22 protein-coding genes and 1 pseudogene are annotated in these 24,403 nt (G+C 73.1%); 15 read left to right on the top strand and 8 right to left on the bottom strand.

Annotated features, from left to right (window positions below):
- Positions 1-4 precede the first annotated feature (4 nt).
- From ACP4E5_RS12130 to ACP4E5_RS12105, 6 genes are all read left to right on the top strand, one after another.
- Positions 5-1,834, top strand: a complete 1,830-nt coding sequence (locus tag ACP4E5_RS12130; protein WP_425827851.1) for a gamma-glutamyltransferase family protein — start codon at positions 5-7, stop codon at positions 1,832-1,834.
- 98 nt (positions 1,835-1,932) lie between these two features.
- Positions 1,933-2,826, top strand: a complete 894-nt coding sequence (locus tag ACP4E5_RS12125; protein ID WP_425827849.1) for an inositol monophosphatase family protein — start codon at positions 1,933-1,935, stop codon at positions 2,824-2,826.
- Between the two features lie 76 nt (positions 2,827-2,902).
- Positions 2,903-4,321: a phytoene desaturase family protein gene (locus ACP4E5_RS12120; protein WP_425827847.1), complete on the top strand. Its 1,419-nt coding sequence runs from the start codon at positions 2,903-2,905 to the stop codon at positions 4,319-4,321.
- Positions 4,318-4,875: an O-acetyl-ADP-ribose deacetylase gene (locus ACP4E5_RS12115; RefSeq protein WP_425827845.1), complete on the top strand. Its 558-nt coding sequence runs from the start codon at positions 4,318-4,320 to the stop codon at positions 4,873-4,875. Before ACP4E5_RS12120 ends, ACP4E5_RS12115 begins: the two co-directional genes overlap by 4 nt.
- A gap of 99 nt (positions 4,876-4,974) precedes the next feature.
- Positions 4,975-6,456 (top strand): AlkA N-terminal domain-containing protein, encoded by a 1,482-nt coding sequence (locus tag ACP4E5_RS12110; protein ID WP_425827843.1) that lies wholly within the window; start codon positions 4,975-4,977, stop codon positions 6,454-6,456.
- 12 nt (positions 6,457-6,468) lie between these two features.
- Positions 6,469-6,981, top strand: a complete 513-nt coding sequence (locus tag ACP4E5_RS12105) for a methylated-DNA--[protein]-cysteine S-methyltransferase (protein ID WP_425827841.1) — start codon at positions 6,469-6,471, stop codon at positions 6,979-6,981.
- Positions 6,982-6,987: 6 nt separating this feature from the next.
- Here ACP4E5_RS12105 and ACP4E5_RS12100 read toward each other — a convergent pair whose 3' ends face one another.
- From ACP4E5_RS12100 to ACP4E5_RS12080, 5 genes are all read right to left on the bottom strand, one after another.
- Positions 6,988-7,593, bottom strand: coding sequence for a dihydrofolate reductase family protein (locus ACP4E5_RS12100; protein ID WP_425827839.1), 606 nt, complete (start codon positions 7,591-7,593; stop codon positions 6,988-6,990).
- Between the two features lie 81 nt (positions 7,594-7,674).
- On the bottom strand, positions 7,675-8,397 hold the full coding sequence (locus ACP4E5_RS12095; RefSeq protein ID WP_425827837.1) for an SIR2 family NAD-dependent protein deacylase: 723 nt from the start codon (positions 8,395-8,397) through the stop codon (positions 7,675-7,677).
- 15 nt (positions 8,398-8,412) lie between these two features.
- Positions 8,413-9,855: a uridine transporter UriT gene (gene uriT / locus ACP4E5_RS12090; RefSeq protein ID WP_425827835.1), complete on the bottom strand. Its 1,443-nt coding sequence runs from the start codon at positions 9,853-9,855 to the stop codon at positions 8,413-8,415.
- On the bottom strand, positions 9,852-10,799 hold the full coding sequence (uriH, locus tag ACP4E5_RS12085) for a uridine-preferring nucleoside hydrolase UriH (protein ID WP_425827833.1): 948 nt from the start codon (positions 10,797-10,799) through the stop codon (positions 9,852-9,854). Before uriH ends, uriT begins: the two co-directional genes overlap by 4 nt.
- A gap of 197 nt (positions 10,800-10,996) precedes the next feature.
- Positions 10,997-12,001 carry a helix-turn-helix transcriptional regulator gene (locus ACP4E5_RS12080; protein WP_425827831.1) on the bottom strand — a complete coding sequence of 335 codons (1,005 nt, stop codon included), beginning with the start codon at positions 11,999-12,001 and terminating at the stop codon, positions 10,997-10,999.
- Between ACP4E5_RS12080 and ACP4E5_RS12075 the strand changes: the two genes are divergently transcribed.
- On the top strand, positions 11,986-12,840 hold the full coding sequence (locus ACP4E5_RS12075) for an SDR family NAD(P)-dependent oxidoreductase (protein WP_425827829.1): 855 nt from the start codon (positions 11,986-11,988) through the stop codon (positions 12,838-12,840). The genes ACP4E5_RS12080 and ACP4E5_RS12075 overlap by 16 nt on opposite strands.
- A gap of 10 nt (positions 12,841-12,850) precedes the next feature.
- Here ACP4E5_RS12075 and ACP4E5_RS12070 read toward each other — a convergent pair whose 3' ends face one another.
- Entirely contained in the window at positions 12,851-13,930 is a 1,080-nt protein-coding gene (locus tag ACP4E5_RS12070) for an ADP-ribosylglycohydrolase family protein (RefSeq protein ID WP_425827827.1), read from the bottom strand.
- 188 nt (positions 13,931-14,118) lie between these two features.
- Here ACP4E5_RS12070 and ACP4E5_RS12065 point away from each other — a divergent pair, with 188 nt between their 5' ends.
- Positions 14,119-15,270, top strand: a complete 1,152-nt coding sequence (locus ACP4E5_RS12065) for a glycerate kinase (RefSeq protein WP_425827825.1) — start codon at positions 14,119-14,121, stop codon at positions 15,268-15,270.
- A gap of 96 nt (positions 15,271-15,366) precedes the next feature.
- Entirely contained in the window at positions 15,367-16,080 is a 714-nt protein-coding gene (locus ACP4E5_RS12060; RefSeq protein ID WP_425841234.1) for a class I SAM-dependent methyltransferase, read from the top strand.
- A 9-nt stretch (positions 16,081-16,089) separates the two neighbouring features.
- On the opposite strand, the gene ACP4E5_RS12055 is transcribed toward ACP4E5_RS12060, so the two are convergent.
- Positions 16,090-16,923, bottom strand: a complete 834-nt coding sequence (locus tag ACP4E5_RS12055) for a PaaX family transcriptional regulator (protein ID WP_425827823.1) — start codon at positions 16,921-16,923, stop codon at positions 16,090-16,092.
- Between the two features lie 108 nt (positions 16,924-17,031).
- Between ACP4E5_RS12055 and ACP4E5_RS12050 the strand changes: the two genes are divergently transcribed.
- Together ACP4E5_RS12050 and ACP4E5_RS12045 are read left to right on the top strand one after the other, a co-directional pair.
- Positions 17,032-18,207 (top strand): LLM class flavin-dependent oxidoreductase, encoded by a 1,176-nt coding sequence (locus ACP4E5_RS12050; protein ID WP_425827821.1) that lies wholly within the window; start codon positions 17,032-17,034, stop codon positions 18,205-18,207.
- Positions 18,204-19,268, top strand: a complete 1,065-nt coding sequence (locus ACP4E5_RS12045) for a zinc-binding dehydrogenase (protein WP_425827819.1) — start codon at positions 18,204-18,206, stop codon at positions 19,266-19,268. The genes ACP4E5_RS12050 and ACP4E5_RS12045 overlap by 4 nt, the downstream gene beginning before the upstream one ends.
- A 45-nt stretch (positions 19,269-19,313) precedes the next feature.
- On the opposite strand, the gene ACP4E5_RS12040 is transcribed toward ACP4E5_RS12045, so the two are convergent.
- On the bottom strand, positions 19,314-20,510 hold the full coding sequence (locus ACP4E5_RS12040) for an RsbRD N-terminal domain-containing protein (protein ID WP_425827817.1): 1,197 nt from the start codon (positions 20,508-20,510) through the stop codon (positions 19,314-19,316).
- Between the two features lie 264 nt (positions 20,511-20,774).
- On the opposite strand from ACP4E5_RS12040, the gene ACP4E5_RS12035 reads away from it, so the two are divergent.
- From ACP4E5_RS12035 to ACP4E5_RS12020, 4 genes and pseudogenes are all read left to right on the top strand, one after another.
- Complete coding sequence (locus ACP4E5_RS12035) at positions 20,775-21,626, top strand: ABC transporter ATP-binding protein (RefSeq protein WP_425827815.1); 852 nt, start codon at positions 20,775-20,777, stop codon at positions 21,624-21,626.
- Positions 21,623-22,435, top strand: coding sequence for an ABC transporter ATP-binding protein (locus ACP4E5_RS12030; protein WP_425827813.1), 813 nt, complete (start codon positions 21,623-21,625; stop codon positions 22,433-22,435). Before ACP4E5_RS12035 ends, ACP4E5_RS12030 begins: the two co-directional genes overlap by 4 nt.
- A complete protein-coding gene (locus tag ACP4E5_RS12025; RefSeq protein ID WP_425827811.1) occupies positions 22,432-23,331 on the top strand; it encodes a branched-chain amino acid ABC transporter permease in 900 nt (299 codons plus the stop codon). Before ACP4E5_RS12030 ends, ACP4E5_RS12025 begins: the two co-directional genes overlap by 4 nt.
- A gap of 55 nt (positions 23,332-23,386) precedes the next feature.
- A pseudogene (locus ACP4E5_RS12020) lies at positions 23,387-24,398 on the top strand (branched-chain amino acid ABC transporter permease); the annotation flags it as partial.
- Positions 24,399-24,403: the final 5 nt, after the last annotated feature.

The following is a 24,403-nucleotide window of genomic DNA, read 5'->3' as shown; positions in this document are numbered from 1 at the left end:
CTCCTTGTTCACCACCCGCCCGACCCTCCAGGGCACCTTCGGCATGGTGTCCTCCACGCACTACCTCGCCTCCCAGTCCGCGATGGCGGTCCTGGAGGACGGCGGCAACGCCTACGACGCCGCCGTCGCCGCCGGCTTCGTGCTGCACGTCGTGGAGCCGCACCTGAACGGTCCCGCCGGCGAGGTGCCGATCATCCTCGCGCCGACCGGGGGAGAGGTGCGGGTGCTGTGCGGGCAGGGCGGGGCGCCGGCCGGTGCCACCGTCGCGCACTACAAGTCCCTGGGCCTGGACCTCGTCCCCGGCACAGGACCCCTCGCGGCCGCGGTCCCCGGCGCGTTCGACGCGTGGATGCTCCTCCTGAAGGACCACGGCACCAAGACCCTCGCCGACGTCCTCAAGTACGCCATCGGGTACGCCGAGGACGGGCACGCGCCCGTGGAGCGCGTCGGCGAGACCGTCGAGACCGTGCGCGAGCTCTTCGAGACCGAGTGGCCGTCGTCGGCCGAGGTCTACCTCGTCGACGGCAAGTCCCCCAAGCCCGGCGAACTGCTGCGCAACCCCCAGCTCGCCGCCACCTGGAAGCGGGTCATAGCCGAGTCCGAGGACGCCGGCGGCGCCGATCGTGCGGCCCAGATCGAGGCCGCCCGGAAGCTGTGGCGCGAGGGCTTCATCGCCGAGGCCCTGGTCCGCCAGTCGCAGCGGCCCACGAAGGACACCAGCGGCGAGCGGCACGTCGGCACGCTGACCGCCGAGGACCTCGCGTCCTGGTCGGCTTCCTACGAGGCCCCGGCGACGTACGACTGGAACGGCTGGACGCTGTGCAAGGCCGGCGGCTGGAGCCAGGGCCCCGCCTTCCTCCAGCAGCTCGCCGTGCTGCCGCCCGAGCTGCCCGCCTACGGGTCGGCGGACTACGTCCACCTCCTGATCGAAGGCTGCAAGCTCGCGATGGCGGACCGCGAGGCCTGGTACGGCGACGCGGCCGACGTGCCGGTGGACGCCCTGCTGTCGGACGAGTACAACGCCGCGCGCCGCGCCCTGATCGACCCCGAGAAGGCCTCCCACGAGCTGCGTCCGGGCAGCCCGCTCGGCGCCGAGCCGCGCCTGAGCGCGCACGCCCACGCGGTCGCCTCCGGCGAGGAGGGCTTCGACGCGATGGGCGTCGCGGGCGCCGGCGAGCCCACGGTGCAGAAGTCCTCCTCGGACGAGGAGGTGTCCGCGAACGGCACCACCCGCGGTGACACCTGCCACATCGACATCGTCGACCGCTGGGGCAACATGGTCGCCGCCACGCCCTCCGGCGGCTGGCTCCAGTCCAACCCGGTCGTCCCCGAGCTCGGCTTCCCGCTCGGCACCCGCCTCCAGATGACCTGGCTGGAGGAGGGCCTGCCGAACTCGCTCACGCCCGGCAAGCGCCCCCGCACGACGCTGACCCCGTCCCTCGCCCTCAAGGACGGCGTCCCGGTGATGGCCTTCGGCACGCCCGGCGGCGACCAGCAGGACCAGTGGCAGGTGCACTTCTTCCTGGCGGTGGCGCTGCGCGGGGCGGTGCGCGGCGGGCTCGACCTGCAGGGCGCCATCGACGCCCCGAACTGGCACAACGACTCGTTCCCCGGCTCCTTCTTCCCGCGCGGCATGCGTCCCGGCTCGGTCACCGTCGAGTCCCGCATGGACGCGGAGGTCGTCGCCGAGCTGCGCCGCCGCGGCCACGACGTGACCGTCGGCGACGCCTGGTCCGAGGGCCGCCTGTGCGCCGTCGCCCGCGACCCGCGCACCGGCGTCCTGTCGGCCGCGGCGAACCCGCGCGGCATGCAGGGCTACGCGGTCGGTCGCTGACCGGTCACGCCGAGTGTGGCCCCCGGAAATCATCCGGGGGCCACGTCCCGTTCATCTGCCGTGGGGGCGCTGTCAGTGGGGTGTGTTTCCATGGAGTCATGATCGAAACGAAGACGGAAAGCATCGAAGACTTTCCGAACGCAAAGGACAAGAAGTGCCAGGAAGACTTCCTGAGCACGCACATCAACCACAAGCTCCTGACCGCTGTCGAGGACATCGTCCGCGCCGCGGCGGCCGCCGAGATCACCCCGCGCTTCCGGCAGCTCGACGCCAGCGAGATCGAGGAGAAGAGCGCGCCGCACGACCTCGTGACCGTCGCCGACAAGCGCGCCGAGGAGCACCTCACCCGCGAGCTCGCCGCCCTCCTGCCCGGCTCCGTCGTGGTCGGCGAGGAAGCGGTCGCGGCCGACCCGAGCTCCTACGAGGCGATCCAGGGCTCCGCCCCGGTGTGGATCGTCGACCCGGTCGACGGCACCCGCCAGTTCGTGCACGGCGACCCCGGCTTCTGCACCCTCGTCGCCCTCGCGCTCGACGGCGTGGTGCTCGCCTCCTGGACGTACGCGCCCGCGCTCGGCGAGATGGCCGTGGCGGTCCGCGGCCGGGGCGCGCGGCTCAACGGCGAGGTGCTGCACGCCGGGCCCCAGGCGGCCGGCACAGACCTGCGCGTCGCGACCTCGCACCCCGACTTCACGACCGACGAACAGAAGCGCTCCCTGCTCGGCCTGTGGACGGACGGCGTCGCGCCGCGCCCCTGCGGTTCGGCGGGTCTGGAGTACCTGGGCATCGCCCGCGGCACCGTCGACGCGATCGCGTTCGGCTGGGAGCTGGCCTGGGACCACGCGGCCGGAATTCTCCTGGTCGAGGAGGCCGGCGGGGCGCACCTCACGCGTGACGGGATCCCGTTCTCGATCCGCGGCGGGAACGCGCTGCCGTTCGCGGCGGCCCGGGACGCGGCCACCACGCGACGGGTGGCGGGTCTGCTGGCGGGCTGACCCGCGGACCGGCGCTGTCGGTGGCCCGGCATATCCTGTGCGGGCAGTGGCCATCGGCTGACAAAGGAGTCCGAAGGTGCCGTCGATGCTCGATGCCGTCGTGGTGGGTGCGGGGCCGAACGGGCTGACCGCAGCCGTTGAGCTGGCCAGGCGCGGATTCTCCGTCGCCGTGTTCGAGACCGAGGGCACGGTGGGCGGTGGCGCACGCACCGAGGAGCTGACGCTCCCCGGCTTCCGCCACGACCCGTGCTCGGCCGCGCACCCCCTGGGCGTCAACTCCCCGGCGTTCAGGGACCTGCCACTGGAGCGCTACGGACTCGACTGGGTCCACCACGAACTGCCGATGGCGCACCCGTTCCCCGACGGCACGGCGGCGACGCTGTCGCGGTCCGTCGCCGAGACCGCCGCGTCGTTCGGCCCGCGCGACGCGGGCGCGTACCGCCGCCTGATCGAACCCCTGCTGCCGCACTGGGACACCCTGGTCCGCGACTTCATGTCGCTGCCGCTCAGCGCGCTGCCCCGCGACCCGGTCACCCTCGCCCGCTTCGGCCTCGTCGGCCTGCCGCCGTCGACGTGGCTGATGCGCCGCTTCCGCGACGAGAAGGCGCCCGCCCTGCTCTCGGGCCTCGTCGCCCACGTCATCGCGCCGCTGTCCGGCTTCGCCACGTCCGCGATCGGCCTCGTCTTCGCCCTGGCAGCCCACGCGCGCGGGTGGCCCGTCGCCCGCGGCGGCTCCCAGGCGATCTCCGACGCGCTCGCCGCGTACCTGAGGGACCTCGGCGGCGCCGTCCACACCGACTACGAGGTGAAGCGGCTCGACGACCTGCCGCCCGCCCGCGCCTACATCTTCGACACGTCACCGACGGCCGTCGCCAGGATCGCCGGGCTCGGCCGCTATTACGAACGTTTCCGGTACGGGGCGAGCGTCTTCAAGGTCGACTACGCGCTCGACGGTCCGGTGCCGTGGACCGCCAAGGAGGCGCGCACCGCCGGGACGGTGCAGGTCGGCCCGTACCGCTCGGACATCTCCAAGGCGCTGCACGCCGCCTCCCGCGAGGGCCGCGGCCCCGAGGCGCCGTTCCTCATCACGGTGCAGCCGACCGTCGCCGACCCCACGCGCGCCCCCGCGGGCAAGCACACGTTCTGGGCGTACGGGCACGTGCCGAACGGCTGGGACGGCGACCTCACCGACGCCATCGAGCGCCAACTGGAGCGCTTCGCACCGGGGTTCAGGGACCTGATCCTCGCGCGCGCGACAGCGGGCCCACCCGAACTCGCGGTCCGCAACGCGAACTACGTGGGCGGCGACATCGCCTCCGGCGCGGCCAGCGGCCTCCAACTGCTCCTGCGCCCCAAGCTCTCCCTGTCCCCGTACACCACCCCGCACCCCGCCGTGTACATCTGCTCGTCGGCGTCCCCGCCGGGACCGGGCGTCCACGGCATGTCGGGGCACAACGCCGCGAAGGCGGTGTGGAGGAGGCTGCGCGCGTCATGAGTGCCCAACTCGTGCTGGTCCAGGGCGACATCACCGAACAGGAGGTGGACGCGATCGTCAACGCGGCCAACTCCTCACTGTTGGGCGGCGGGGGAGTGGACGGCGCGATCCACCGGCGCGGCGGCCCCGAGATCCTCGCCGAGTGCCGTGCCCTACGGGCCTCCCAGTACGGCAAGGGCCTGCCCACGGGCCAGGCGGTCGCGACGACGGCGGGCCGCCTCCCGGCGCGCCACGTCATCCACACGGTGGGCCCCCGCTGGTCGACGACGGAGGACCGCTCCGACCTGCTGGCCTCCTGCTACCGCGAATCCTTGCGGGTGGCGGACGAGCTGGGCGCGCGGACGGTGGCGTTCCCGGCGATCTCCACGGGCATCTACGGGTGGCCGCTCAACGACGGGGCACGGATCGCGGTGGAGACGGCCCGCACGACACCCACGTCGGTACAGGAGATCCGCTTCGTACTCTTCGACGACGGGGCACGAGAGGCTTTTGAGCGAGCGCAATCAGAAGATTTCAGCGATGAGCGGGCAAATTCAAGCCCCTGCGGCGATTGAGCAGCGGGGTCCGGGGCGGAGCCCCGAGGCGTAGGACCGGTCGACGTCAATGTCGCATTCTCGCCAGCCAAGCGCCCCACCTTGCCCGATCCTAAAGACATGCACACCGACACCGATCGCTGCGTACGCGCCGTGCAGGCCAAGGACACCCGCTTCGACGGAGTCTTCTTCACCGCTGTGGTGACCACCCGCATCTACTGCCGCCCCGGCTGCCCGGTCGTGCCGCCCAAGCCGCGCAACATGCGGTTCTACCCCAGCGCCGCCGCCTGCCAGCAGGCCGGATTCCGGGCCTGCAAGCGGTGCCGCCCCGACACCAGCCCCGGCTCACCGGAGTGGAACCAGCGCGCCGACCTCACCGCCCGCGCCATGCGCCTCATCGGCGACGGCGTCGTGGACCGCGAGGGCGTCCCCGGGCTCGCCCGCCGCCTCGGCTACAGCTCCCGCCAGATCGAGCGGCAGCTCCTCGCCGAGCTGGGCGCGGGCCCGCTCGCCCTGGCCCGCGCCCAGCGCGCCCAGACGGCACGGCTCCTCATCGAAACCACCCAACTGCCGTTCTCGGACGTCGCGTTCGCGTCCGGCTTCGCCTCGATCCGCACGTTCAACGACACAGTGCGTGAGGTCTACGCCCTCTCCCCAGGCGAACTGCGCGCCCGCAGGCCGCAGCGGAACGCGGACACCGTGGCCGGCGCGATCGACCTCCGCCTCCCGTTCCGCGCACCCCTCAACCCCGACAACCTCTTCGGCCACCTCGCCGCGACCGCCGTACCCGGCGTGGAGGAGTGGCGCGACGGCTCCTACCGCCGCACCCTCCGCCTGCCGCACGGCCACGGCATCGCGACACTCACCCCACCGGGTGTCGCCGGTTCCACGCACATCGCCTGCCGCCTGATCCTCACCGACCAGCGCGACCTCACCGTGGCCATCAGCCGCTGCCGCCGCATGCTGGACCTGGACGCGGACCCGGTCGCCGTGGACGAGCAGCTGCGCACCGATCCGCTGCTCGCCCCGCTCGTCGACAAGGCGCCGGGCCGCAGGGTGCCGCGCACCGTCGACGAGGCCGAGTTCGCCGTACGCGCGGTGCTCGGGCAGCAGGTCTCCACCGCGGCCGCCCGCACCCACGCCGCCCGCTTGGTCCTCGCCCACGGCGAACCCGTCGACGACCCCGAGGGCGGCCTCACCCACCTCTTCCCCTCACCGGCGGCGCTCGCCTCGCTCGACCCGGAGTCGCTCGCGCTGCCCCGCAGCCGCCGCACGACCCTCACCACCTTCGTACGCCAACTGGCGGACGAGGAACTGGTGTTGGGACCCGAGTCGGACTGGGAAGCGGCCCGGGCCCGGCTCGCCGAACTGCCCGGCTTCGGCCCCTGGACCATCGAGGCGATCGCCATGCGGGCCCTCGGCGACCCGGACGCGTTCCTCCCCACCGATCTCGGAATGCGCCGCGCCGCCCAGGAGTTGGGCCTGCCCCACACCCCGGCGGCGCTGACCGCGAGGGCGGCGGCGTGGCGGCCCTGGCGCGCGTACGCGACCCAGTACCTGTGGGCGACCGACAGCCACCCGATCAACTTCCTCCCCGCGTAAGGGATACACGTCATGCACGCACAGAAGAACCACACCGTGATCGACAGCCCCTACGGCCCCCTCACCCTCGTGGCCACCGATGGCACACTCTCCGGCCTCTACATGGCGGGCCAGCGGCACCGCCCCGCCGACGAGACCTTCGGTGGCCGCGACGAGCGCCCCTTCGGCCCGGTCATCGACCAGCTGAACGCCTATTTTCAGGGCGAGTTGACGCAGTTCGACCTGCCGCTCGACCTGACCGCCGGCACCCCGTTCCAGCGCTCGGTCTGGGAGCGGCTCCAGCGGATCCCGTACGGCGAGACCCGCACGTACGGGGAGCTGGCCGACGCGCTCGGAAAGCCGAACGCCTCCCGGGCCGTCGGCCTCGCCAACGGCAAGAACCCCATCGGCGTCATCGTCCCCTGCCACCGCGTCATCGGCGCCAACGGCGACCTGACCGGCTACGGCGGCGGCCTCGACCGCAAGCGCCGCCTGCTGGACTTCGAGCGCCCGCACGCAGCCGACCGCGATGCCGCACTGTTCTAGGCGGTACTAACCCTCGTACACCCCGTACGCGGGCAGCCCCGCCGGTTCGAAGACGTGCACGGACAGGCCGCCCTTCGTGGAGCGCTGACTGACGGGGCGCAGGCCCGCCGGGGCGCCGCCTTCCGGGAACAGGCGGCGGCCCCGGCCCACCACGACCGGGGCGATCGCGAGGCGCAGCTCGTCGACGAGGCCCGCCGCGAGCAGCGACTGGGCGAGCCGGGCGCTGCCGTGGATCTGGAGTTCACGGCCGGGCTGCCGCTTCAGGGCGTCGACCTCGGCCGCGATGTTGCCCGCCAGGATCGTGGTCGGATCCCAGTCGGCCTCGGTCAGGCTCTGCGTGGCGACGTACTTCGGCAGTCCGTTCATGACCGCCGCGAAGGGGTGGTCGGTCATCGTCGGCCAGTCACGCGCGAAGTTCTCGTACGTCCGGCGCCCGAACAGCAGCCCGTCCGCCTCGCCGAGCCAGCTCTCGGCGATCTCCATGAACTCCTCGTCCACGTAGGGCACGAACCAGCCGCCGCGCGTGAACCCGTCGCTGGTGTCCTCGTCCGGGGAACCCGGCCCCTGGGACACACCGTCCAGCGTCAGGAACTCCTGAACCACCAGCTTCATCCGAGCACCGCTCTCTCGTAGGCCCTGCCCTCGGTCCCCTGTGCTCAGCCTGCCGGACGGAAGGGGGGTGCGCACCGCGGTCTACGCAAGGGAGAGTTCGCCGAGCAGCCGCGGCACCGCGGTCCCGATCGGCTCCCGTACGACCTCGTCGGCCACGTCGTCGTACGGGGTCGGTTCGGCGTTGACCACCACAAGGCGGGCGCCGTGCTCGGCGGCGAGGCCCGCGAGACCGGCCGCCGGATGGACCTGGAGCGAGGATCCGACCGCGAAGAAGACCTCGCACGCCTTGGTGATCTCGACGGCCTCGCCGAGCACCAGCGGATCGAGCTGCTCGCCGAACATCACCGTCGTCGACTTGAGGATGCCGCCGCAGAGCAGACACAGCGGATCGTCCTCGCCCGCGTCCAGCCGCGCGAGCGCCTCCGCCATGGGGCCGCGGGCGTCGCACTGGGTGCACATGAACTGCCGGGCGGAGCCGTGCAGTTCGAGCACCTTGCGGGCGGGAGTGCCGGCGAGCTGGTGCAGCCCGTCGACGTTCTGCGTGATGACCCGGACCGGGACGCCCGCCTGGTCGAGATCCGCGATGGCCCGGTGCGCGGGATTCGGCTCGGCGGTCAGCGTGACGGCCCGGCGCCGCACCTGCCAGGCGCGGCGCCGGATCTCCGGGTCATGCATGTAGTACTCGTACGTGACGAGCTTCTCGGCGTCCGGATCCTTGCGCCATACGCCGTTCGGGCCGCGGTAGTCCGGGATTCCGGAGTCCGTGCTGATACCGGCGCCGGTGAGGATCGCAACCAGAGTCATGGGCCCAACGGTAGGTCAGTCCGTCTCCTCCGCGTGCACCGGCTTCGGGATCAGCAGTGACGTGAACAGGGCCGCCACGATGAGCACGAGGCCCGCCACGACACCGGCGCTGTAGCCGCCGACCGAGGTGCCGCCGGTGGGGGCGACCGAGTCCATCGCCGCGTAGAGGACCACGAAGCTGAGGCCCGCGCCGAGGTTGAAGCAGCCCGCGTTGAGGCCCGGCAGGAAGCCGGGGTTCTCGGGCGGGGAGAGCACGATGCCGAGGCCGTTCAGCATGATGTTGGCCATGCCCGCGTACGTGACACCGAGCAGGATCGACACCGCGAGGACCAGGCCCGACGAGTGCGTCTGGAGGGTCAGCAGCGCCAGGACCGTCGAGACCGCCGTGGCGATCAGTCCGGTGCGCAGGATGCGTCCGTAGCCGAACGTCGCCGCGAGGCGCCCCGAGATCGGGCCCATGGCGAGGCCCGCGAGCGCGTACGGGGTCAGCGTCCACCAGGTCGCGCCCTCGGCGCCGAGGCCGAGGCCCACGGAGGTGTCCTGCGCGAAGCCGGGCAGCAGACCGTTCATGATCGCGAAGACGCCGGTCATGGTCAGCATGGTCGACAGGAGGAGCGACCAGGTGGCGCGGCGTTTCAGCAGGTGCGTGGTGACCAGCGGGTGCGAGGAGCGGTTCTCCGTCCGCCAGAACGCCCAGAACGCGAGCGCGGCCACGACGAGGAGGCCGATCGCGAGCGGCCAGTTCGCGGCGGCCAGCTTGCCCGCCTCGTTGAACGCGATGAGGAGCGCGCCGACGGAGATGACCAGGAGCAGCACGCCCGGCCAGTCCATGGCGGGCCGCTGGTCCGCGCGGGACTCGGGGGCGAAGAGGCGCACGAGCACGGCCGACACGGCCGCGAAGGCGGTCATGACCCAGAAGATCGACGCGTAGCCGTAGTGCTCGGCGAGCGAGCCGCCGGCGAACGAGTCGACGCCTGCGATGCCGCCGTTGACGGCCGTGACGACGCCCATGAGGGTGCCGTACCGCTTCGGGTCGGGGATCTCGACGCGCAGCATGATCAGCGCGAGCGGGATAGTCGGGCCGGACGCGCCCTGGATGACACGGCCCACGGCGAGCATCCCGACGGAGGTCGCGAGCGCGGAGATCACACACCCGACGGCCATCAGGACCATCATCCCGGTGAGCACCTTGCGGCGGCCGATCAGGTCACCGAGGCGCGGCAGGAACAGCGAGAACAGCGCGGCGGCCGTGAAGAAGGCGGTCTGCGTGACACCGATCGCGGACGCGGTGGTGTCGAGCTCGTCCGCCATCGTCGCGAGCGCGGGGCTGAGCATCGAGGCGTTGAGCTGGAAGGCGAAGCTGGCCGCGAGCAGCGCGACCATGAGCGCGCCGATCCGGACCGGGCGTCCCGCATCGGGGCCGCCGGCCGAGGAGTGGGGGGAGGCGGCGACGTTCATGCGGAGGGCTCTCCGATACGGGCGAGCGCGTCGACCACGAGGTTCCAGAACTTCTCGTGGTCCAGGTCGACGGCGACCTGGGTGTGGCAGTCGTCGGGCGCGGGCGCGCGCAGGTCGGTGACGGTCATGCCGAGCGTGAGGGACCCGCGCAGCTCGATGTCCACGGGCGCCTTGCGGACGGTCATGACGCTCGGGTCGATGACGTACGCGACGGCGCACGGGTCGTGCACGGGCGGGTGCTCGAAGCCCTGGTTCTCGCGGTAGGCCTCGCGGAAGAAGTCGAGCAGTTCGAGGACGAACCGCGCGGGCTTCGTCCCGACGGCGGCGATCTTCTTCTCGACCTCGGGGGTGGCGAGCGCCTGGTGGGTGAGGTCGAGGCCGACCATGGTGACCGGCCACGGCTCGTTGAAGACGATGTGCGCGGCCTCGGGGTCGATCACGATGTTGAACTCGGCGACCGGGCTCCAGTTGCCCTCGTGGTAGCCGCCGCCCATGAGCACGACCTCGCGGACGCGCTCGACGATGCGGGGCTCCTTGCGGGCGGCGAGCGCGATGTTCGTGAGACCCGCGGTCGGCACGATGGTGATCTCACCCGGCTCGTGCGCCATGACCGTGTCGATGATCAGGTCCACCGCGTGCCGCTCGTCGAGCTCGAAGGCGGCGGGCGGCAGATCGGGCCCGTCGAGGCCCGTGTCGCCGTGGATCTCGGGCGCGGTCTCGATCGTACGGATCAGTGGCCGCGGGCAGCCCGCCGCGAACGGCACCCCGGTGATCCCGGCGATCGCCGCCACGGAGAGCGCGTTGCGCGTCACCTTCTCCAGGGTCTGGTTGCCGACGACGGTGGTCACGGCGACCAGCTCGATGTCGGGGTTGCCGTGCGCGAGCAGCATGGCGACCGCGTCGTCATGACCCGGGTCGCAATCGAGGATGATCTTCCTGGCCAACGGTTCGAGCCCCTTTGCTCCGGTTACGAAAACTGTCCACGCAAAGCTCACTCGGCGCCACATGAGTTGTCAACGCGCGTAGAACTTCGGGGTGGAGCGAATCAGGCTACCGGGATGCCGTTCTCCAGCTCCACGGGGCCCATGTCCGCGGTGAGCGCGTCCGGGGCGGTGGGGTTGACGCCACGGGGCTCCGCCGCTCAATCGCCGCGGGGGCTTGACGTGCCCTCCGCGAGTGCCCGCAGGCCCGCGTCCGTCGCGCTGCCCGGTTCCGCGAAATGGCAGATCACGCTCAGCCAGGGCGCCTCCGCCACCTCGAGACGTACGTAGGTCAACGCGACGTCCCCCAGGACCGGATGCCGGTACCGCCGCACCGAGGAGCGGAACTCCGTGACGTCGTGGGCCGACCAGAGCGCCGCGAACTCCGGGCTCGTGGCGCACAGCTCGGACACCAGCTCGCCGAAGCGGGGGCTGTCCGCCGCGTACGCCGCCTGCTGTCGCAGCAGCCCCACCAGCCAGCGCGCCTCCGCCTCCCACTCGGGCATCAGCTCCCGCACCTCGGGCGCCCGGAAGAGCTGCCACACCGTGTTCCGCTCGCGGGCCGGCCGGTGGATCAGGGTGCCGAGCAGCGCGGACTGCGTACGGTTCCACGCCAGGATGTCGAAGCACCGGTCGATGACGAACGCGGGGCTGGGGTCCAGGCGCGCCAGGAACGCCCTTACGCCGTCGGGGAGTTCGGCGGAGTGCTCGCGCGCGGGCGGCGGCAGCTCGGCGAGCCGGAACAGGTGGTCACGCTCGACCGTGTCCAGGCGCAGCACCCGCGCGAGCGCCGCGAGGATCTGCGCGGATACGTTGATGTCGCGGCCCTGCTCCAGCCACGTGTACCAGGTCAGGCTCACCCCGGACAGGAGCGAGACCTCCTCGCGGCGCAGGCCCGGCGTGCGGCGCCGCCCACTCGTCGGCAGTTCGGCCAAGAGGGCCGCGGGGTCGGCCCGTTCGCGCCGGGAGCGCAGGAACGCGCCGAGTTCCTTGCGGCTGTGCTCGTTCAGAGGTCCCCCAAAGACGTGCCCGATACCGGTGCTGCGGACACTAGGAAGAATGCCACTCTGCCTGCGGGCCGTGCGGGCGCCGAAGGTGGAGGCATGTCCAACTCGCCCTCCGCCGAGGGAACTTCGTGAAGGGAACTTCCATGCCCGCCACCGCATCCGCCCCGCGCACCGTCCTGCTCACCGGCGCGACCGGCGGCGTGGGCCGCCCTCTCGCCCGCCGCCTGCACGAGGACGGCTGGCGCGTGTACGCCACGTACCGGAAGCCGGCCGACGCCGAGAGCCTGTGCGCCGACGGCCTCGTGCCCGTCGCCCTCGACCTCATCGACGAGGAGTCCGTCGCCGCGGCCGTCGGCGCGGTCGGGCCCCGCCTCGACGCCCTGGTCAACAACGCCGGCATCGTCGTCCAGGGCCCGCTGGAACTCGTCCCCGGCGCCGAACTGCGCCGCCAGTTCGAGCTGAACGTGCTCGCTCCGATGGCCGTCACCCGCGCCTTCCTGCCCGCCCTGCGCGCCTCCGGCGGCCGCGTCGTCAACGTAGGAGCGGTCACCTCGCTGATATCCGTCCCGTTCGCCGGGCCGATCGCCGCGTCCAAGGCCGCCCTCGCCTCGCTCACCGACGCCCTGCGCATGGAGCTGCGCCCCCAGGGCGTCGCCGTGTCGCTGGTCCTGCCCGGCGCCATGAACACGGAGATCTTCGCCAAGGCCGACAAGGCGATGGCCGACGCGGGCTGGGTGGGATCGCCCGAGACGCAAGCCCATTACGACCGGGCCGTGCGGGACTTCCGCAAGGCGTCCGAGCGGATGCGGTCCGGGCCCGTCGACCCCACGGTGGACGCGATCCGCAAGGCGCTCACCGCGCGCCGCCCCGCCGCGCGGTACGTCAGCGGCCGGGACGCCAAGGTCCTCGCCGCGCTGCGCCGCCTGCCCACCGGGCTGCGGGACCGCGTCCTGAGCCGCGCGGTGGGCCTCACCGCCGACACCTTCAGCGCGGTGTAGCGGGCGCGGGTCAGGGTGTCTCCACCAACGCGGCGGTCCGGGCGGCGAGTTCGCTGATGCGTACGCCGTCGAAGCCGAAGACGGCGCTGCGGACCCGGTCCTCCAGGGGCTCGGTCCACTGCGGCGGGATCGCGGCGGCGCCGCACAGCACCCCCGCGAACGAACCGGCCGTCGCACCGTTGGAGTCCGTGTCGAGGCCGCCGCGGACCGTCAGGGCGACGGTGCGGGTGAAGTCACCGTCGCCGTAGAGCAGCCCGGCGGTGAGCACCGCGGCGTTCGGGACCGTGTGGATCCAGCCGAGGCCCGCCGTCTCCTCCGCGACCGTGGACAGCGTCTCCTCCCAGCTGAGCCGGGAGCCGTGCAGGGAGGCGGTGCGGCGTACGACGCGGGCCAGGCGGCTGCTCGCGGGGATCACGCAGAGCGCGGCGTCGAGGGCGGCGCGCGGGGTCGGCGCCGTGAAGGCGGCGGAGATCAGGGCGGCGGCCCACATCGCTCCGTAGACGCCGTTGCCCGTGTGCGACAGGACCGCGTCGCGGCGGGCGAGGGAGGCGGCGCGGCGCGGGGCGCCGGGGTTGGTCCAGCCGAAGACGTCCGCGCGGATCAGGGCGCCGATCCACTCCTGGTGGGGGTTGTCGTACGTCGCCGTCAGCGGGGGCTTCAGGCCGTTCGCCAGATTCCGGTACGCCGCGCGCTCCGCCGTGAACGTCTGGAGGTAGGGGAGGCGGAGCAGCCACAGCTCGCCCACCTGTTCCGTCGTGAACGCGAAGCCGTGGGTCTCCAGGAGGTGCAGACCGAGCACCGCGTAGTCCACGTCGTCGTCGCGGCAGCTGCCGTGGATGCGGCCGCGCACGCACTGCCGCCACTCGGGGCGCAGCGCCAGCGCCACGTCCTGCGACGGGGGCTCGGGCAGGTAGTCGGTCAGGGGCAGGGCCTCGGCCTGCCGCAGATAGCGGTCGATGCGCTCGCGCGTCCACACCTCGCCCTGCTCGACCGGCTTGCCGAGCATGTTGCCCGCGACGCGGCCGAGCCAGCCGCCGAGCAGGCGGTCGGCGAGGGTGCGGTCGGTGAGCCCGGGGCCCGTCGGCGTCATGAGACCGGTGTACCCGCTTTTGAAGATCAACGGTCGTGCTGGTTTGCGGCTCTTTGTGCGAATAATTCGGCGGCGGTCGCCGGTCCGCAGGCCGGACGGCCATGGGCAGCGGCCCCCTCCTGCGGTTAAGGTCGCAGCGGCGCGACTGCCTTGCCTCGAGCAGGGCGCAACAGCAAGGGGAGAGCAAGGTGGCGGACGCTGCACAGGCCGCGCGGCACGTGTTGATCGCGGCGGACAAGTTCAAGGGATCGCTCACCGCGGTGCAGGTCGCACAGCGCGTGACGGCGGGTCTGCACCGGGTCGCGCCCGAGGTCACGGTGGAGTCCGTGCCGGTCGCGGACGGCGGCGACGGGACGGTGGCGGCGGCGGTCGCGGCCGGGTTCGAGCGCCGCGAGGTTCCGGTGACCGGGCCGCTCGGCGAGCCGGTCGTCGCCGCGTACGCGCTGCGCGAGGGCACGGCCGTCGTGGAGATGGCGGAGGCGTCCGGGCTTCAGCTGCTGCCCGAGGGCGAGTTCGCGCCGCTGACGGCGACGACGTACGGGTCGGGCGAGGTGATCGCCGCGGCGCTCGACGCGGGGGCGCGCTCGATCGTGTTCGGGGTGGGCGGCAGCGCCACGACCGACGGCGGCGCGGGGATGCTGGCCGCGCTCGGCGCGCGGCTGCTGGACGCGGAGGGCGCGCCGGTCGGGCCCGGCGGTGGCGCGCTCGCGGGCCTGGCGTCGGCCGATCTGTCGGGGCTCGACGCGCGGCTCGCCGATGTCGAACTCGTCCTGGCGAGCGACGTCGACAATCCGCTCACCGGGCCGAAGGGCGCGCCCGCGATCTACGGGCCGCAGAAGGGTGCGTCCCCGGAGGACGTCGCCGAGCTGGACGCGGCGCTCGCCCACTACGCGAAGGTGCTGTCCGAGTCGGTGGGGCCGAAGGCGCTCGAGTACGCGGAGTCGCCGGGGGCGGGCGCCGCGGGCGGCATCGGGTACGGCGCCCTTGTCGGCCTGGGCGCGAGCTTCCGGCCGGGTATCGAGGTCATGCTCGACGTTCTCGGCTTCGCGCCCGCGCTGGAGCGGGCCGAGCTGGTGATCACCGGTGAGGGTTCGCTGGACGAGCAGACGTTGCACGGAAAGGCGCCGGCGGGTGTCGCGGCGGCGGCGCGTGCGGGTGGCGTCGAGGTCGTCGCCGTGTGCGGACGCCTCGCGCTCCCGCCGGAGGCGCTGGGCCGCGCGGGCATCCGCCGCGCGTACGCCCTCACGGACGTGGAACCGGACGTGGCGCGCTGCATCGCCGAGGCGGGCCCGATCCTGGAGGACGTCGCGGAACACATCGCGAGGGACTTCTTGCGCTGAGACGGGGTCCGGGGCGGAGCCCCGTGGCGTGGGAGCTGATCGGCTCCGCGTACCGGCCGGCCAGGCCAACTCACCGCTGGAGGCAACACGTTGAACCTGAACCGATACATCCGCACCACGGACGACGTGATGGAGATGCTCGACCGCCGCTTCCCGCACACCGGCGGAGCCGACTGGTGGGACGGCTTCTACGCCGACCGGGACCGCGACGTCCCGTTCTTCGTGGACAAGCCCGACGAGAACCTGGCTGCCCACCTCGACAACGGCCTGCTCCCCCCAAAGGGCCGCGCCCTCGACCTGGGCTGCGGCCCCGGCCGCAACGCCCTCCACCTCGCCGCCCGCGGCTACGACGTCGACGCCGTCGACCTGTCGGGAACGGCCGTGGCGTGGGGGAGGGAGCGCGCCGCCGCCGCGGGCGCGGACGTACGGTTCCACGAGGGCAACATCTTCGACGCCCAACTCCCGTACCCCGCCTACGACGTGGTGTACGACTCCGGGTGCCTGCACCACCTCCCGCCGCACCGCCGCATCAGCTACCTCGCCCTCCTCGACCGCGTCCTCGCACCCGGCGGCCACTTCGGCCTCACCTGTTTCGCCGCCGGCGCGATGGGATCGGAGGCGTCCGACGAGGAGCTGTACCGGAGCGGCGACCTGGGCGGCGGTCTCGCCTTCGCGCCCGACGAGATCCGGGGACTCTTCCGCGGGCTGGAGGAAGTGGAGCTGCGTCCGATGGCCGTCCAAGCGCCCGAATCGGCGACGTACGGCGTGCCCGTCCTCCTCACCGCGCTCTTCCGGCGGCCGGCCTCCTGACCGCAACACCTAAGCGTCCGACGTGAGTTGACGCCAGTACGTGTCCGCGGGCGCGCGCAGCGACCGCCACGCGTCGACGAACAGCCGGGTCGCGGCGCGGCCCGGCCAGTCCGCCGGAAGCAGGGCGTCCGGCAGCCGCGGATCCCGCTCGAACGTGGTCCGCCACGCATGCACGAGCCGCGTCCGCGCGACGAAGGCGGCACGGGGGTCCGACGCGCCCGTCGCCGCGATGTCCTCGAACCGCGCCAGGAACTCCTCGTGGGCGCGGCGCACGGCGCTCAACTCCCAGGTTGTGCGCACGAGTTCGGCGTCGTCCTCCGTCCGGCAGGTCAGCCACAGGGCGTGTGCCGCGAGCCCCTGCTCCCGCAGCAGCCCCTTCAGCGCGGGGACGCCGCCGGGGTCGGCCGCGCACCACAGCCCGGGCCCGAGCGGCCCGAAGCCCTCGAACGCCAACTGCTGCTCCACCAGGGCCCTTTCATGCCAGGCCTCGCCGGGCGGACGCAGCAGGAGCTGCTGCCACTCGCCGCCCCACGGGGTGGCGGCCACGGCCCGCTCCAGCCGGTGCGTCCACGCGGTGAGCAGCCGCACGAGCCGGGGTTCGAGCACGAGCCGCGTGCGCCGCCCCACCGGCTCCGAGCGCAACCAGCCCTCCTGGACGAGCCGGCCGAGCGCCCGCCGCGCCGCCGCCTCGCCGATCCCGCACGCGCCGAGCGCCCCGACGACCGCGCCCGCCGCCACCCGCTCCGCGCCCGGATACCGCACGTACTCGCCGAGCACGGTGAGCCCGAGCGTGCGCGCGCTCGGCGAACCGTCACCGCGCCGCCGCGTCCGAGGTGCGTCCAACGTCCCGTACCTCCCCACGTGTTGACCTCTTGCCCGCCCCGATATAGGACGTAAGAAGCGCAAGGCTCGACTTTATGTCCTACGTCCGGCACGGCGAAAGGCGTACGAGTGCAGCAGCCGCCCCGACTTCCCGCCCGTTTCGGCGCGTTCCTCGCCCCGTACCACGGGCTCGACGGCAGCCCGTCCCTGCGGATCCGCCAGGACCTCGACCTGGTCGGCGTCCTCGACGACCTCGGATTCGACGAGGCGTGGATCGGCGAGCACCACTCCGCGGGCTACGAGACGATCGCGTCCCCCGAGGTGTTCATCGCCGCGGCGGCGGAACGCACGCGTCGTATCCGCCTCGGTACGGGCGTCAACTCCCTCCCGTACCACCACCCGTTGATGCTCGCGGACCGCCTCCTCCAGCTCGACCACCAGACCCGGGGCCGGGTCATGCTCGGCGCCGGGCCCGGGCAGCTGGCCTCCGACGCGTTCATGATGGGGATCGACCCGATGCGGCAGCGCGACATGATGGCGCAGGCGCTCGACGCGATCGTCCGCCTGGTGCGCGGCGAGACGGTCACGGAGAAGACGGCCTGGTACGAACTGGCTGACGCGCGTTGTCAGTTGGGCCCCTATCGCCCCGCCGAGGGCCTGGAGATGGCGGTGGCGTCCACGGTCTCGCCCTCCGGGTCCGTCCAGGCGGGCCGGCACGGCGTCGGGCTGCTCTCGCTGGCCGCGGGCGACCCGGCGGGGCTCTCGGCGCTGCGCGGGAACTGGGAGGCGTACGAGAAGTCCTGCGCGCGGCACGGCCACGTGGCGGACCGGGACGTGTGGCGCCTGGTGGTGCCCATGCACCTGGCGGAGACCCGCGAGCAGGCCCGCGAGGAGGCGGCGCACGGCGTCCGCCACCTGGTCCGCTACATCGAGGGCCTGTCGGGCACGACCCTGCCCTGGGGGCGCACCGCCGACGACGCCCTCGACCGGTTCACGACCGACGGATTCCCGGTCTTCGGCGTCGCCACGATCGGCACGCCGGACGACGCGATCGCCCGCGTCGAGGCTCTCGCGGAGGCCTCCGGCGGCTTCGGCACGCTCCTCGTCCTCGACCTGCCGCTGGCCACGACCCGTGCCAGGCACCGCAGTTACGAACTCCTCGCCGACCGGGTGCTCCCGCACTGCACCGGAGCGAACGCGCGCCGCACGGCCTCCATGGAGTGGGCGCACGCCAACAGCGCCCGCTTCGTCGGCGCGATGCGGGCGGCCGTGGAAGCGGCGGTGCGTGACGGGGGTGCGGCATGAGCGGGGGCGGCCTGATGCGGGCCGCGGTGTGGCGGCGGGGGACGTTCCTGGTCGACGACGTGCCCGTACCCGTGCCGGGACCGGGGCAGGTGCTCGCCGAGCCCCTCGCCACCGGCATCTGCGGGTCCGACCTGTCGGCGGCCCGGCACACCGAGGACTTCCTCACGGCCTCCCGCGACTCGGGCACGGAGTCGTTCCTCTTCGACCCCGAAGCCGACCTCGTCATGGGGCACGAGCTGTGCGCGCGGGTGCTGAGCCCGGGCGAGTGGGAGGGGCGGGTCGTCGTGGGGCTGCCGTGGGCGCTCGACGCGGGCGGCACGCTGCGCACCATCGGCTACGCGACCGGGTTCCCCGGCGGATTCGGCGAGCGCGTCGTGCTGCAAGAGGCCGCGCTGATCCCCGTACCGGAGCATGTGCCGCCACGCGTCGCCGCGCTCACCGAACCCCTCGCCGTGGGCTACGGGAACGTCGCGCGGGCCGAACCCGCCTCCGGCTCAGGGGCGTTGGTCGTCGGGGCTGGACCCATCGGGCTCGGCGCGGTCGCGGCGCTGGTGGAGCGGGGCGTGGCGCCCGTCGTCGTGTCTGAGCCCTCGCCGCGGCGGCGGAAGCTGGCGGCGCGGTTCGGCGCGCACGTGGTGGTCGACCCGGGGGTGGGCGATCCCTTCGAGGCGTGGCGGGAGGCGGCCGGGGCGGGGCAGCGGCTCACGGTCGTCGAGTGCTCGGGCCGCGCCGGGATGTTCAACGAGATCCTCCACCGGGCGCCGCGGGAGACGCGCGTGCTGCTGATCGGCGCGTGCATGACGGAGGACGTGTTCCGGCCCGTGGTCGGCCTCTACAAGGACATCACCGTGACCATGTGCATGGCCTATCCGCCGCGGGAGTTCGCGCGCACGCTGGAGCGGATCGCGGACGGTTCGGTGGACGCCGCCGCGCTCATCACGGGCGAGGTGGGCCTCGCGGGCGTCGCCACGGCCCTCGCGACGCTCGCCACCCCGGACACCCACGTCAAGGTCCTGGTCCGCCCCGGCCTCCCGGGCGCGGGCCTGCATCCCGGCACCTGACCCGGAACCTGGCCCGGTTCCTCGCACGGAGTCTCACCTGGTTCCTCACCCCGTTGACAGCCGGTACGCGTCCAGCGCCAGCGTCATCTCCATCAGATCCCGTGGCCGCGACAGGGAGCGCGACGTCAACTGCTCCAGCCTGCGCAAGCGGTTGAAGACCGTATTGCGGTGGCAGTACAGCCGCCCTGCCGCCCGGCCCGCCGAACCCTCGCACGCCAGCCACGCGTCCAGCGTCTCCAACAGGACCGCCCGGTCCGCCGGTTCGAGCGTGAGCAGCTCGCCGAAGACGCCCGCCACGAGGCGCTGCGCCAGGTCCGGCTGGCTCACGACGAGCGCCGTCGGCATCCGCTCGTCGAGGCGGACCACGCCCGTCGTGTCCGGAGGGCAGGTGCGCAGCGCCAGTTCGGCCAGGCGGCGGGCGTGGCCGAGCTCGGCGAGACCCTTCACGACCGGGCTGACCCCACCGGGGCCCGGGCAGCGGCCGTCGAGCAGCGCCGCCAGATCGTCCAGCGTGCGGCCCGCCCCGAGCGCCGCCACCCCCACCTCGCAGTCCGCGCGCATCCGCCACACGAACCGGAACCGCGCATCCTGGAGCCGCCGGTGGAACGCCTCGCGCCCGCCCTGTCGCTCCACCCGGAGCACGACGACGGCGTACGGGCCGTGCTCGGGCAGATCGAGCCCCGCCGCCGCGCGCGCAACGAGGCCCGGCGCCGGGCGGCCGTCCAGGAGCGCGTCGAGCAGCGCCTGCGTCTGCTCGTCGGTGCGGCGGCGCAGCTCCAACTCCGTTGCCCGGTAAGCCTCTGAGGCCGCCTCCGCCTGCGCGTCGACCGCCGCCCACACCATCGTCGCCGACCGCATCAGCGCCTTCAGCCGGGCCGGTTCGCCGCCCGCGCTCTCCATCAGGGCGTCCCAGACCAGATAGCCCGCGTTGCGGTAGGCGTGGATCAGGAGGTCGAGCGGGAGCCCCTGGCCGGCGCGCCGGCGGCCCGCGTCCTCCGCGTACTCCAGGTCCCTGCGCGGCGAGTCACGCGGCGCCGAGATCGTCTCGATGCCGATCCGCATCGCCTGCTCGGCCTCCCGCCACTGATCGTCGTACGGCAGCACGCGCGCGTAGACGTCCGAGTACGCGAAGAGCTGCCGCAGATGCTCGTCGACGAGTTCCGGCACCCGCTCAAGCAGCGTCCCGCAGGCCTCCTTCAGGAGCTTCCAGTCCTGACCCGTGCGGTGCTTGCGTGCGCCCATCGCCCCTCCCCAACGAGCCGTAAAGCGACGGCAAAGAACTCACCGCTTGTGCGGAGGATGCCATCCGCCGCCCGTCCCCGGCAGGCCCCTGACACGCGGTCTTGTGCGCGGGCACAACCGGGGCGGTCGGGGGCTGGGCCCGCGCAGCGATTCGCGGGCCGCCCGTGGACGGGCCGTCCGCGCGGTGCTGTCGTGAGCGCCACCGGTCCAGGGACACCGGGCCAGGGAGGGACGTACGCAGTGAGTGATGCAGTGAGCGGTGCAGTGACCGAAGCAGTGATCGATGCAGAGGAACCCGGGCTCGTCGTCGACGACGTGTCCGTCGGCTACGGACCCGTCCGCGCGCTGCGCGGCGTGAGCCTGGAGGTGCCGGCCCGCTCCGTCGTCGCCGTGCTCGGCGGCAACGGAGCGGGCAAGACGACGCTGCTGCGCGCCGTGTCGCGCACCCTCGGCTTCCACGGCGGCGCCGTGACGTCCGGCACGGTGGACTTCGGCGGGCGACGGATCGGCGGTCTGTCCGCCGACCGCGTGGTGGCCGCCGGGATCTGCCAAGTCCCTGAAGGGCGACGGGTGTTCGCGCGGATGACCGTCGCGGACAATCTGCGGGCCGGGGCGCTCGGCTCGCGCGGTTCGCGCGCCGACAAGGCGGCGGCGCTGCGGCGCGTACACGAACTGTTCCCCGTGCTCGCCGACCGGGCGCAACAGCGGGCCGGGCTGCTTTCCGGCGGCGAGCAGCAGATGCTGGCCGTGGGCCGCGCCTTGATGGCCGCGCCGAAACTGCTGCTCCTGGACGAACCGTCGCTGGGCCTCGCCCCGTTGATGGCCACCCGGATCGCCGACACGATCCGCGAGATCAACGCCCAGGGCGACCGCTCGGTCTCCGTACTCCTCGTCGAACAGAACGCGGCGCTCGCGCTGCGCCTCGCCTCGTACGCGTACGTCCTGGAGGTCGGCGAGATCACCCTGCACGGCCCCGCCGACGAACTCGCCGGCTCCGACGAGGTGCGCCGCCGGTACCTGGGCGTGGTCGACGAGACGGCCGCCTCGGACGCCGCCGCCGCGACCGGCGGGGCCGCGCACGCGCCGACGCTGAGCCGCTGGGGAGGCGAGCGATGACCGCAGCCGCGACCCTCACCACCGACGTACCGCCCTTGTACGTACGGGACTTGACCGTGCGGTTCGCGGGCCTCGTCGCCCTCGACGCCATCGGCCTCACCGTCGATCCGGGCACCGTGCACGCCGTCATCGGCCCGAACGGCGCGGGCAAGTCCACCACCTTCAACGTCCTCTCCGGCGTCTACCGGGCCACCTCGGGCACCGTCCACCTCGGCGAGCGCGAACTCACCGGCCTGCCCCCGCACCGCATCGCCGGACTCGGCGTCGCCCGCACCTTCCAGAACCTCGCCCTGCCGCCGCACGCCACCGTCGCCGACAGCCTGCTGCTCGGACGGCACCGGCTGACCCGCGCGGGCTTCGTCGCGGCGGGCCTGCGGCTGCCGTCGGCGGCCCGCGAGGAACGCGCCCACCGCGAACGGGTCGCGGAGATCGCCGAGTTCGTCGGGATCGCCGACCAACTGTCCACACCCACCGGCTCGTTGCCGTACGGCGCGCAGAAGCTCGCCGAACTCGCCCGCGCCCTGTGCATGGAGCCCAAGATCCTCCTCCTCGACGAGCCCGTCGCCGGCATGACCACCGACGAACGCCGCCGCACCGCCGCCGTCATCGCGGGCGTCCGCGACAGCCTCGGCATCTCGATCGTCCTCGTCGAACACGACATGGGCGTCGTCATGCGGCTCGCCGACGAGGTGACGGTCCTCGACTTCGGCCGCCGCATCGCGGGCGGCCCCCCGGAGCGGGTGCAGAACGACCCGGCGGTGGTCCAGGCGTACCTGGGCACCCCCGAAGAGCCGGAGGCCACCGCATGACCGACTTCTCGACGTTCCTCGAACTCCTCATCAACGGCGTCTCGATGGGCTCCGTCTACGCCCTCATCGCGCTCGGCTTCGTCGTCATCTTCCGCGCCACCGAGGTCGTCAACTTCGCCCACGCGTCACTGCTGCTCGCGGGCGGATACGTCATCGCGTCGCTCCACGACGACATCGGGTTCTGGCCCGCGGTCGGTGTCGGCATCGCGGCGGCCGCCGTCGTCGGCGCCGCCGTCGAGTTCCTCGTGATGCGGCGCTACCGCGGGCGCGACCACAGCGTCCTCGCCATCGTCACCATCGGCGTCGACATCCTCCTCACCACCGAACTCACCCGCCGCCTCGGCACCGACGTGCTCGCCATGGGGGACCCGTGGGGCGACGCCGTGCTCACCGTCGGCGGGGTCTCCATCGCGCACACCCGGATCGCCGCGTTCGCCGCGGCGGCCCTGCTCATCACCGCGTTCCTGCTCACGTTCCGCTACACCTCGTGGGGCGTCGCGATGCGCGCCGCCGCCGAGAGCAGCGAGACCGCCGCGCTGATGGGCGTGCGGCTCGGCCGGGTGTCGCTCGGCGCGTGGGCCGTGGCGGGCGGGCTCGCCGCCGTCGCCGCGCTGTTCCTGACCGTGTTCCCGACGCCGGGCCTCGAACGGGCCACGTCTCTGGCCGCGTTGAAGGCCTTCCCCGCCGCGATTCTCGGCGGGCTCGACTCCACCACCGGCGCGCTCGTCGGCGGGCTCATCGTCGGCGTCACCGAGTCCCTCGCCGCCGGCTACCAGAGCGAACTCGCCTTCATGGGCCGCGGCCTCGGTGACCTCGCGCCCTATCTCGTGATGACCGTGATCCTGCTGCTGCGGCCCTCGGGGCTCTTCGGGACGAAGGAGCTCGCCCGTGTCTGACGCACTCGCCTCGGAGACCCGACCCGCCAAGTCCCGCACTACGTCCGGCAGTTCATTGCGCGTCCTCCTCTCGCGCCGCCGTACGTACGTCATCGCGGCCTGCGCCCTCCTGCTGCTCGCCCTGCCGTTCTACCTGGAGCGCTTCTGGCTATAGGCGGGCCTGTTCGCCATGGCCGCCGCCATCGGCGCCATCGGCCTCAACCTGCTGACCGGCGCGACCGGGCAACTCTCCATGGGGCACGCCTTCTTCCTCGCCGTCGGCGCCTACGGGTACTGCGTGTTCGCGGGCGAACGCGGCCAGACACTCAACGGGCTCGGCCTCCCGCCGTGGCTCGCCGCCGTGCTCGCGGTGCTCGTCGCGGGCGTCGCGGGCGGACTGTTCAGCCCCATCGCGGGCCGCCTCAAAGGCGCGTACCTCGGCATCGCGACCCTCGCACTGATCTTCATCGGACAGCACGTCCTGTTCAACGCGGAGGACCTCACGGGAGGCGCCAACGGACGCGACGTGCCCGCCATGAGCCTGTTCGGCCTCACCTTCGACGAGCGTCAACTCACCGTCGCGGGCGTGCCGTTCGGCGCCTCCGAGAAGCTCTGGTACCTGGGGCTGCTGCTCGCGCTCGGCTGCGGACTCTTCGCCCGCGGCGTGCTGCGCGGACGGCCGGGCCGCGCCCTCAACGCGATCCGCGACCACCGGATCGCGGCCGGGGTCCTCGGCGTCCCGGTCGCCCGCTACCGCGGCTTCGTCTTCGTCCTGTCGTCGATGTACGCGGGGCTCGCGGGCGTGCTGCTCGCCCTCGTCTTCCAGCGCACCGTGCCCGACTACTTCGGCATCACGCTCTCCCTCGAGTACCTCGCCATGATCGTCATCGGCGGCCTCGGATCCGTGGCGGGCGCCGTCGTCGGCGCGGCCTTCGTCTCGCTCCTGCCCCAACTGCTCACCCGCTACAGCGACGCCCTGCCCCTGGTCTCCGCCCCCGGCACCGGCGGCGTCGCCCCCGGCGAGGCCTCCCGCTATCTGTACGGCGCCGCCGTCGTGGCGGTGGTCCTTTTCCTACCCGGCGGACCAGGGCCT

This window comes from Streptomyces fractus, from assembly GCF_049844455.1.
Taxonomy (GTDB): Bacteria; Actinomycetota; Actinomycetes; order Streptomycetales; family Streptomycetaceae; genus Streptomyces; species Streptomyces fractus.
The sequence above is the reverse complement of the archived record's forward strand: the minus strand, read 5'-3'. Positions and strand labels throughout refer to the sequence as shown.